Origin of the sequence: Lentilactobacillus sp. TOM.63, assembly GCF_030361045.1 — a bacterium.
GTDB classification, from domain to species: Bacteria; Bacillota; Bacilli; order Lactobacillales; family Lactobacillaceae; genus Lentilactobacillus; species Lentilactobacillus dabitei.
In genome coordinates, this window is record NZ_JAUCAP010000029.1 from 23,097 (window position 1) to 32,610 (window position 9,514).

The following is a 9,514-nucleotide window of genomic DNA, read 5'->3' on the forward strand; positions in this document are numbered from 1 at the left end:
TCCTTCAACAACTCTAAATTGTTAAACCGCCATCGACCGTGACCACTTGGCCAGTGATGTACTGATTATGAATCAAAAATGCGACCGCGTCGGCAATCTCATCAGGTTCGGCAAATCGTTTCAACGGAATCTGATCCGTAAATTCTTTTTGTCGGCGTTCGCTCATTTTACCAGTCATGTCAGTGGCAACCATTCCGGGGGCAACTGCGTTACACCGAATATTTCTCAGGGCACCCTCTCTGGCAGCGGTCTTCGTTAAACCGACTAGTCCGGCCTTGCTGGCTGAATAATTTGCCTGACCCAAATTACCATGTAACCCAGAAATGCTGGACAGGTTCACAATGGCCCCTGAGCGGCTCTTTTGCATGAATTTCATCGCAAACTTGGTCATGTTAAAAGCACCCACCAGGTTCGTGTCGATCACGGCTTTAAAATCAGCTAACTTTAACCGGCTTAACAACTTGTCCTTTGTAATGCCGGCATTGTTCACCAGAACGTCAATTTGACCGTATTTTTCAACAACTTCGCCGACCATTTTTTCAGCGTCGGCTTCGTTAGCCACATCGCCAACCAAATTATCAAATGAAAAGCCTGCGTCTGAAAAGCTTTGTTTCTCTTCGTCAGTTAAGGGATGGTGTGAGTTAATCACAACTGTCATCCCATCACTTGAAAGCCGTTTAGCGATTGCCAGGCCAATTCCCTTGGCAGCTCCGGTTACTAATGCAACTTGTTTCGTGTCACTCATTATTTCACCAACTTTGCTTTTGATCGAAAATCGTTTAACGTCTTAACACTATCAATATGAAATGTATGATCGTTCGCCACCACATTCTTGGCAAACTTCATCAGCGTATCGCCAGGGCCCAGTTCAACAACTGTATCAACACCCGATTGAGTAAGCTGTTGAATGCAGTTATAAAAATGGGTTGGATTAATGAGCTGATCGATTAACGTTTGCTTAATCGTGTTAACTTCGAAAGGTTGAGACGTTGTATTACTGATCACTGGGAAAGCCAACTGGTTAAACGAGACATCTTGAATTCGTTTTGCCAACAAATCAGAGGCCTCCTGCATAAATGGGGTGTGAGACGCAACCGTCATTTTCAACGGGACAACCCGTTTAACACCGTGCTCATGCAGATAATCGGTAGCTGCCTGAAGCCCCTCAACGGAACCACCAATCACAATTTGAGAATCTGTGTTGTAATTGGCTGCATAGATTTCACCCTTCTTCGAACCGACTTTTACCGCTTGGCCGACCATGGCAGCAGTTGTTTTTAAGACAGCCGCCATTTTGCCAGGATGATCCTGACCGGCTTGATCCATGTAGTGACTGCGATCACGAACCAATTGAAGGGCATCACTGAAGTCCAATCCCTTAGCAGCGACAATCGCGCTATACTCACCAAGACTCAAACCAGTGGCACCAACTGGATCACCAAAATCTTGATTGAGAATCCGTTCAATCCCTGTACTCATGGCGACAATCGCCACTTGGGTATTGACCGGATTATCAAAAACGGTGGCATCACTCATATCCATATTCAAAGCTTCGGAAGCTTGATCAATTGTTTGCCGATAAACAGGTTCTTGTTGATACAAGTCCTGTCCCATTTCATCAAATTGCTTACCTTGGCCGCTAAATAAATAACCTAGTTTCAAATTATCGACCTACTTGTCAGCTTTTTGCTTCAAAACGTAATCAACTAATTCACCGACAGTTTCCATACCTTCGTCAGTATCGATTTCGATATCGTAAGTGTCTTCGATCTTGTCAATCACTTCAAAGATGTCCAAACTGTCTAAATCCAAGTCGTTCTTGAAATTGGTATTTTCTTTAACCTTGTCAGCGTCTACGTCCAATTGGTCTACGATAATGTCCTTGATCTTGTTGAATACTTCTTCTTTAGTCATAATAAATTTCCTCCAAATTTTTGTTATTCATTTTTTGTTCATCAATGTTCATTGCTTGCTAATATTTCATAATCATGGTTCCAACCGTTAATCCGCCGCCAAATCCGGATAGGGCGATGACATCCCCCCTTTTAATGATTTTTTGTTTAACTAATTGATCTAACAAAATTGGTTCGCTGGCCGCAGCGGTGTTTCCATATTCATCAATATTAATTGGAAACTTAGCCATCGAGACCGCCAATTCATCGGCGATCCGTTCCACAATCCGTCGGTTGGCCTGATGTAAAACAAAACAGTCAACCTCATCAGCCGTTAAATTGGCCTGCTTCAAGGCGTCGTTAATTGATTCTGGCACGTTCTTAACGGCGAAGCTATAAACTCGCCGGCCATTCATCTTGAAGAACGGTGAAAATGGCTGTTGATCTGTTGCAAATGGTGACGGATTGCCTGTTTGGCCAGCAGTTAAATATTGACCCAGATTACCTAATGTCCGCAGATCTTCACTGATAAACGAACCCTTATCCACAGCTGTGTTTCGAATCAAAACGCCGCCAGCACCATCGCCAAACAGCACTGCGGTGGATCGATCAGACCAATCCAACAATTTGCTGAGGGTTTCGCCACCAATCAAAATGGCATTTTTTTGCTGATTGGCAATCAACATCTGTTTTACCAAATGTAACCCGTAAACAAATCCTGAACAGGCTACGTCAATATCAAAGGCAATGGCATGATCCGCCCCAATATTACCTTGAACCATCGCACTCACGGATGGGGTGAGATAATCCGGCGACATCGTAGCCACCGCAATCAAATCAATATCTTTAGCAGTTAAGTCACTTTGGGCAATTAATTGTGTCGCCACATCAGTACACATTGAACTGGTCGTTTCCTCAGTCGCAATCCGTCTGCGCTTAATCCCGGTCCGTTGCGTGATCCACTTATCTGACGTATCCATCATCGTCGCTAACTCATCGTTAGTCACAACGTGGTCAGGTGCCGAACTGGCTGTTGCCATGATTTTGAAATCTTCAAATTTCATCTACCCGAAACCTCACCAATAAAATCTTCCACGTTCATTAACGCTTGCTTCATTTTTTTGATATCCGAACCGTCGAATCCCTTGAGACACTGCTCAACCAATTTTCGATGGAATGCATAATGGGCTCGGTAAAGCAGTCGGCCTTTACTAGTTAACGCCAAATTGATGATTCGCCGATCCCGTTGATTACTTATCCGGGAAATGTACCCTTTGCGTTCCAAATTATTTAAATTAGCTGTCAGCGTTCCCTTGCTCAATCGCAAGATCCGAGCAACCTCGGACGTCGTTTTATGGTCATGTAAGCCAATTGTATGGACCAAATGCAATTCTTTTGCGGTGATGTCCTTAAAACGGCTCTTCTTGATTTCGCTCTCTTCGATTCGCATAATCTGATCATAAATGTCCACCAAAGAATCGCTAATAAAGTTGTAGTCTTCTTTAATTTCATCACTTATTGCATTCATGAGATTAGTCTCCTACAAATTTGTCCAAATTAGATTTTCTTCTTAGGATCAGGGACGATAAACGTTAACTCTGCAGAACAGGCAACCTTATCTTCGACCTTTGCTTCACACTTGACTTTGCCCATATTGTCACGTTGTTTTTCCATGGTGACGTGTAGTTTAAGGACATCGCCCGGACGAACGACTTTTCTGAATTTGGCACTGTCAATTGCCCCCAGATAAGCCGTTTTGCCTTGATACTTCTCTGTCTTTAAAATCAAAATTGAAGCGGCTTGGGCAAGTGACTCAATGATCAACACACCAGGCATGACTGGATTGCCAGGAAAATGGCCTTGGAAAAATTCTTCATTAATTGTCACGTTCTTGGTACAAACAATTGACTCACCAGGATTTAATTCGTCGACCTTATCCATAAACAGGATTGGGTAACGGTTCGGAATCAAATCCATAATTTCAGCTGCATCTAATACACTCATCGATTTCTTCCTTTCAGTTGCAAACATCTACATTCAATTAAATTAGTTCGAAACCCGAACTAATTACTGAGAAGCGTCCCTTAAAATTAAAAACATGAAGCCCCTCGTTTTGAACAAAACACATCATATACCATATTAGTTTGAATATCAAACTATTCTGGTTAACGGCATGCCGATAAACGTCATTGTACACGGGTTGCGAGGACACGTAAAGATTTTTTTGAAGAACGGACAGCCAAAGTGGCTTCAATTCGAATGAATCGTAAAAAAGCTTCCCCTTTAAACGCTGTTTCGCGTTAGCAGGTGAAGCTTTTGGAAATGGAGGATAACTGTCCAAAATCACATCATTGTTAATGACACTTACTGGCTAAAATCAGCTTACTCAATCGTTGTGTAAATCAACTCTGGCACTTTGGCTGTGTCTGCCACTTCAATATTGTCATACAACAATTTCTTAATATCATCAACCTCTTCACGATTACTATAAATCGTTAACAGCGGCTCACCCGATTCGACCTTGTCGCCAATCTTCTTGTTGAGTACAATACCGACTGAGTAGTCGAGCTGATCGTCGGCTTTTTGACGGCCGCCACCGAGTAACATGCTGGCAACGCCAACTTCATCGGCAACAATTTTAGCAACCACACCTGATGTTTTGGCAGGTAATTGAATTTGGTATTTAGCCTGGGGCAAGACCCCATTTGGGTCGTTGACAACATTGGGATCACCACCCTGATCCCTAACCATCGCTTCGAAGCTGGCTAAGGCCTGGCCATTATGAATGACTTCCTCACACATTTTCTGCCCTTCAGCAGTCGTTTTAGCTTTGTCACCCATGACTGCCATGTAACCGCCAATGGTGACAATTAATTTTTCCAAATCGGCTGGGCCATTACCTTTCAATAAATCAATTGATTCTTCAATCTCAAGTGAGTTGCCAATCGCATTCCCCAATGGTTGGTTCATGTCGGTAATCAGTGCCATACATTGCATGCCAACTCCTTTGCCAATGTCAACCAAGGCCCTGGCAAGCGCTTTAGAATCTTCCAATGTCTTCATGAAGGCGCCCGCACCAGTTTTAACATCAATCACCAAGGCATCGGTCCCAGAAGCAATCTTTTTGCTCATAATTGAACCGGCAATTAGTGGAATTGAATCAACCGTATCGGTTACGTCACGTAAGGCGTAGATCTTCTTATCGGCCGGCGCAATATTTCCCGTCGCCCCAATAATGGCTAAATGGTCTTTTTTTACTTGTTCGATGAAATCCCGTTCACTCATTTCAACCTGATAGCCTGGAATGGCTTCCAGTTTATCCAGGGTCCCACCGGTATGGCCGAGGCCCCGACCGGAGATCATGGGTACCGGGATCCCTAAAGCGGCCACCACCGCTGCCAAAGGAATACTTGTTTTGTCTCCCACCCCACCAGTGGAATGCTTGTCGACTTTGACACCAGGAATGCTGCTCAAATCCAGATGATCGCCGGATTCCATCATTTTCATCGTTAAGGTCGACTGCTCTTCGCTCGTCATTCCCTTAAAGAAGATCGCCATTAATAAGGCGCTGGTTTGGTAATCAGGAATTTCGCCCGACACCACGCCGTCAACAAAATATTGAATTTGCTCCTCAGTGAGTTCTTTTCCTGAACGTTTTGCATGAATAATATCAACCATTCTCATAACGAAGTCTCCTTCCAAGTAACCGTTTACATATTGCTATTATCAAAATCCGGGAAATTATCAAGTCCCCCACTTAATAATCCCCCGACTCTTAGTCAATAATCCAACAATAACTGTGCCAAGCTTTGATCAATAATGACACAATTTGTGTAATTTGCTTTCAACACCGCGTGCACCCCAGCAACTTTTCGGTTCCCAGTTGCCACCAGAATTGCATACTTCTTTGTCTTTAAGTCATCAAGCTGAATGCCAATTGTGCGATCATCAATTTGCTGGCTGACAATTTTGCCATCTCGATCAATAAACCGTGAAAATACGTCACCGATGGCCTCTTTCTGCAATTGAGCTTTTTCCTGTTTGTTAAAATACCCCAATTGAAAAATTAACGCTTCAGATCGAACCGTGCCAACCGTGAACAAAGCAACGTTGGCTTTGCGGCCGAGGTCCAATATGCTTTTGATGTGCCGATCGCTTTCGACCATGTCCTTGGTCACTTTATGATCAAAGATGACGGGTAACGGCAGGTATTCAGGCTGGGTGTGGTAAGCCCGTGCCAACTCATTGACACTTTCGTACGCCCAAGTTTTCTCCTGAGAATGACTGATACTCCCTTTGAGTTGAACAACCTGAACACCAGCTGCATTCTGCTCCTCAACCTGTTTGGTCACCGCATGAATGGTATGACCCCAGCCAATTCCAATGACGTCACCAGGTTCAACCACTGATGTCAAATAATCGGCGGCAAATTTACCAACGCTATCAGAAAGTGAAGCCATCCCCGCGTAGTTGTTGGGCACAACGTGAAACTGGGCCCCGTATTTTTCTGCCAACTGTTGGCCTAACACCTGAGAATCTACCAATGGATTAATGATCTGGATTTTCACCAACCCGTTGTCCTTGGCATACTGAATCAACCGGGAAACCGTTGGCCGAGAAACCCCTAATTGTTTCGAGATTTGTAACTGACTTAAATTATCCTGATAGTAAAGTTCAGCTACTTGCAAACTCTGCTTTAATTTGGTGACATCCCTAATCTCTGTCATGGTCGCTTCTCTCCGAATCGTTTTGGACTTCGATCGATTTGTTTAATTGTTCATGTTCTTAATAGCGGTTTCCAATGATAATCTGGCCATCTCATCAAATGACGTTTCCCGTTCTTTGGCCGACAATGCCTCGCCAGTGAGTAAATGATCACTAACCGTCAGGATCGTGAGGGCGCGAATATGGTGCTTAGCTGCCAACAAATAGAGCCCAGACGTTTCCATTTCAGTTGCTAAAACCCCATAGTCAATGAGTTTATGAATATCCAGCTCATCATTATAGAAACGATCAGCAGCAAAAATATTGCCAACCTTCGTTTTAATGTTCATTTTCTGAGCAGTATGGTATGCGGAATCCAACAACCCAAAGTCAGCGATTGGTGAATAGTATAGGCCAGGGCCAAACGTATTTTGAATAATCGATGAATCAGTCGTGCCAGCCTGGCCCAAAATGACGTCGCGAATCTTAACATCTGGGCTCATCCCGCCACAGCTACCTACTCGATAGATGGTCTTGACACCATATTCCTTGATCAACTCAGTCGTGTAGATTGCCAGCGATGGAATCCCCATGCCAGAACCTTGGACAGAGAGCCTTTTACCTTTGTAGGTGCCGGTGTAGCCAAACATGTTTCGCACGTGACTATACTGAACCGGATTATCCAGATAAGTCTCAGCAATAAATTTTGCGCGCAGTGGATCACCGGGCATTAAGACTGTATCGGCGATTTCACCAGGTGTGGCGCCAATGTGTGTACTCATATGATTACCTCCGTTTAAATCTCGTTAAGAAAACTCGTTCCAGCTGGGTTGCCGGTCACGTTAAAAATATCAAGAACGGTTGCGCCAAAATCAGCAAACGTCTTTCGAACGCCCAATGAACCACTATTCTTCAGGGATGGTGAATAAACGAGTAGTGGCACTTCCTCACGGGTATGATCAGTTCCTTTAAAGCCTGGGTCGTTCCCATGATCAGCCGTAATCATTAGTAAATCATCGTCCTTTAGGTTCTTCAAAACCGTTCCCAGTCGTTTGTCAAAGTCCATCAAGGCTTCACCAAAGCCAATCGGATTACGGCGGTGACCATACATTGCGTCAAAATCAACTAAATTAGTGAAAGCAAATCCAGTGAAGTCTTCAGCCATCACATGATCGACGTGATCCATTCCATCCATGTTGCTTTCATTATGGTAGCCTTCATCAATTCCATGACTTGAGAAAATATCATTGATCTTCCCAATTCCAATGGTATGAACGCCAGCAGCTTGTAAATAATCCAAGTCCGTCTTACCAGTTGGTTCCAAGGTAAAATCATGGCGGTTGGCTGTTCGGGTGAAGTGATCTTTATCAGGGCCAACGTATGGGCGGGCAATGATCCGACCAACAGTGTACTTTGGCCCATTGACCAATGCTCTGGCATACTCACAAATCCGATACAATTCCTTTAGTGGAATCACATCTTCGTGAGCGGCAATTTGCAGAACCGAATCACCAGAAGTATAGACAATTAAATCGCCGGTCTTCATCTGTTGTTCGCCAAGCTCCGCGATAATCTTGGTTCCTGATTCCGGCCGATTACCAATAATTTTGCGGCCAGAGAAGGCGGCCAGTTTTTCTAAGATATCAGCTGGAAACCCATTTGGAAATGTGTTCAGCGGCTTGTTGACGGGCAGCCCCATCATTTCCCAATGACCGTCCATGCTGTCTTTGCCTGCTGAGATTTCTTGCATTTTGCTGTAATAACCAATTGGCTGGTCAACTTTGGCAACCCCTTCAATCGGTTGGTCCCGCAAGTTGGAAATCCCTAATTGCTGCAGGTTGGGAATCTGTAACTTGCCTTTATAAGCTTCTCCAACGTGCCCCAAGGTGTCTGAGCCAACATCATCAAATTTGGCTGCATCGGGTGCGGCACCGGTTCCAACTGAATCCATTACAATTCCAAATACCCGTTTATAATTCTTTGTACTCATAGATAAGCCTCCCCATGCAGTCTCTTAAGATAAGATTTTAACGGTTGCGCTGACCCCTAAACGACTGGCACCAGCATCAATCATTGCTAAAGCTTCCTCGCGTGAGTGAATGCCACCAGATGCTTTGACACCCAGGCGATCACCAACGGTTTTGCGCATCAAGGCAACGTCATCAAGCTTGGCCCCTGCTGAACTGAAGCCAGTTGACGTTTTAACATAATCGGCACTAGCTGTTTCGGAATCTTGACAGCCAATCACAATTTGGTCGTTGTTAAGATACGAAGTTTCTAGAATTACTTTAAGCAGTTTGCCCTTTGTATGAACGGCTTCGGCAACTTTTTGAATATCTTCAGTCACAAATTTATCGTTACCGCCAATTAATTCACCGACATTTAAAACCATATCGATTTCTTCAGCACCTTGGTCAATCGCGGTAATTGCTTCATATACTTTAGTCTCAGTGTTGGTTGCGCCTAATGGGAAGCCCACAACCGTGATTGGATTAACCGTTGAATTCTTGAGCTCTTCAGCAACCAGTGGGATCCAGTGAGAATTCACACAAACGGAAGCTGTGTTGTATTTCACCGCCTCCTGACAGGTTTCACGGATACTCTCTTCAGTAGCGTCAGGTTTCAGGTTGGTATGGTCCAAGTATTTTGCTAATTGGGCAGTAGTTAAGTCTGTTGTCACGGTAATGTAACCCCTTTCATTTATTATTACAAGCATAGTTTACAGGAACCAAGAACATATGTAAAGATATATGGTGAAATAATGTTCACTTTTATGAAAAAATGTACATAATTCACCGATTTTCGCCCGATAAGAAAAAGAGGTTGAAATTCGCAGTTTTTTGACCTATACCCCCAAAGTTAAAGTAAAAACTTTAGCTTTGGAGGTATTTTTTATGACTAAGATTTCAAAAGAAACA

The 9,514-nt window shown here is 43.8% G+C and carries 11 protein-coding genes; all 11 read right to left on the reverse strand.

The genetic code is table 11. From position 1 onward, the window contains the following. Positions 1-13 precede the first annotated feature (13 nt). Positions 14-745, reverse strand: a complete 732-nt coding sequence (gene fabG, locus QUF07_RS07345; protein ID WP_056983178.1) for a 3-oxoacyl-ACP reductase FabG — start codon at positions 743-745, stop codon at positions 14-16. Next, entirely contained in the window at positions 745-1,662 is a 918-nt protein-coding gene (locus QUF07_RS07350; protein ID WP_289427098.1) for an ACP S-malonyltransferase, read from the reverse strand. Before QUF07_RS07350 ends, fabG begins: the two co-directional genes overlap by 1 nt. A gap of 9 nt (positions 1,663-1,671) precedes the next feature. Continuing rightward, on the reverse strand, positions 1,672-1,914 hold the full coding sequence (locus tag QUF07_RS07355; RefSeq protein ID WP_054747143.1) for an acyl carrier protein: 243 nt from the start codon (positions 1,912-1,914) through the stop codon (positions 1,672-1,674). 58 nt (positions 1,915-1,972) lie between these two features. Beyond that, positions 1,973-2,956 (reverse strand): beta-ketoacyl-ACP synthase III, encoded by a 984-nt coding sequence (locus tag QUF07_RS07360; RefSeq protein WP_289427099.1) that lies wholly within the window; start codon positions 2,954-2,956, stop codon positions 1,973-1,975. Further along, positions 2,953-3,420 (reverse strand): MarR family winged helix-turn-helix transcriptional regulator, encoded by a 468-nt coding sequence (locus QUF07_RS07365; RefSeq protein WP_217163640.1) that lies wholly within the window; start codon positions 3,418-3,420, stop codon positions 2,953-2,955. Before QUF07_RS07365 ends, QUF07_RS07360 begins: the two co-directional genes overlap by 4 nt. A 29-nt stretch (positions 3,421-3,449) precedes the next feature. Next, complete coding sequence (fabZ, locus tag QUF07_RS07370; protein ID WP_003625233.1) at positions 3,450-3,896, reverse strand: 3-hydroxyacyl-ACP dehydratase FabZ; 447 nt, start codon at positions 3,894-3,896, stop codon at positions 3,450-3,452. A gap of 378 nt (positions 3,897-4,274) precedes the next feature. After that, positions 4,275-5,576, reverse strand: a complete 1,302-nt coding sequence (locus tag QUF07_RS07375) for a pyrimidine-nucleoside phosphorylase (RefSeq protein WP_217163641.1) — start codon at positions 5,574-5,576, stop codon at positions 4,275-4,277. 95 nt (positions 5,577-5,671) lie between these two features. Beyond that, on the reverse strand, positions 5,672-6,619 hold the full coding sequence (locus tag QUF07_RS07380) for a sugar-binding transcriptional regulator (RefSeq protein ID WP_217341462.1): 948 nt from the start codon (positions 6,617-6,619) through the stop codon (positions 5,672-5,674). A 42-nt stretch (positions 6,620-6,661) separates the two neighbouring features. Continuing rightward, the gene (gene deoD, locus QUF07_RS07385; protein WP_217163645.1) at positions 6,662-7,378 is read right to left on the reverse strand and encodes a purine-nucleoside phosphorylase; all 717 of its coding nucleotides are present in this window, start codon (positions 7,376-7,378) and stop codon (positions 6,662-6,664) included. A gap of 14 nt (positions 7,379-7,392) precedes the next feature. Beyond that, positions 7,393-8,586, reverse strand: coding sequence for a phosphopentomutase (locus tag QUF07_RS07390; RefSeq protein ID WP_289427100.1), 1,194 nt, complete (start codon positions 8,584-8,586; stop codon positions 7,393-7,395). A gap of 24 nt (positions 8,587-8,610) precedes the next feature. Further along, positions 8,611-9,312 carry a deoxyribose-phosphate aldolase gene (gene deoC, locus QUF07_RS07395; RefSeq protein ID WP_502878990.1) on the reverse strand — a complete coding sequence of 234 codons (702 nt, stop codon included), beginning with the start codon at positions 9,310-9,312 and terminating at the stop codon, positions 8,611-8,613. Between the last annotated feature and the right edge of the window lie 202 nt (positions 9,313-9,514).

Bases quoted from the DNA above. Each gene is read 5' to 3' on its own strand.
- fabG (WP_056983178.1), bottom strand. From the start codon at position 745: ATGAGTGACACGAAACAAGTTGCATTAGTAACCGGAGCTGCCAAGGGA.
- QUF07_RS07355 (WP_054747143.1), bottom strand. From the start codon at position 1,914: ATGACTAAAGAAGAAGTATTCAACAAGATCAAGGACATTATCGTAGAC.
- QUF07_RS07360 (WP_289427099.1), bottom strand. From the start codon at position 2,956: ATGAAATTTGAAGATTTCAAAATCATGGCAACAGCCAGTTCGGCACCT.
- QUF07_RS07365 (WP_217163640.1), bottom strand. From the start codon at position 3,420: ATGAATGCAATAAGTGATGAAATTAAAGAAGACTACAACTTTATTAGC.
- fabZ (WP_003625233.1), bottom strand. From the start codon at position 3,896: ATGAGTGTATTAGATGCAGCTGAAATTATGGATTTGATTCCGAACCGT.
- QUF07_RS07375 (WP_217163641.1), bottom strand. From the start codon at position 5,576: ATGAGAATGGTTGATATTATTCATGCAAAACGTTCAGGAAAAGAACTC.
- QUF07_RS07380 (WP_217341462.1), bottom strand. From the start codon at position 6,619: ATGACAGAGATTAGGGATGTCACCAAATTAAAGCAGAGTTTGCAAGTA.
- deoD (WP_217163645.1), bottom strand. From the start codon at position 7,378: ATGAGTACACACATTGGCGCCACACCTGGTGAAATCGCCGATACAGTC.
- QUF07_RS07390 (WP_289427100.1), bottom strand. From the start codon at position 8,586: ATGAGTACAAAGAATTATAAACGGGTATTTGGAATTGTAATGGATTCA.
- deoC (WP_502878990.1), bottom strand. From the start codon at position 9,312: ATGCTTGTAATAATAAATGAAAGGGGTTACATTACCGTGACAACAGAC.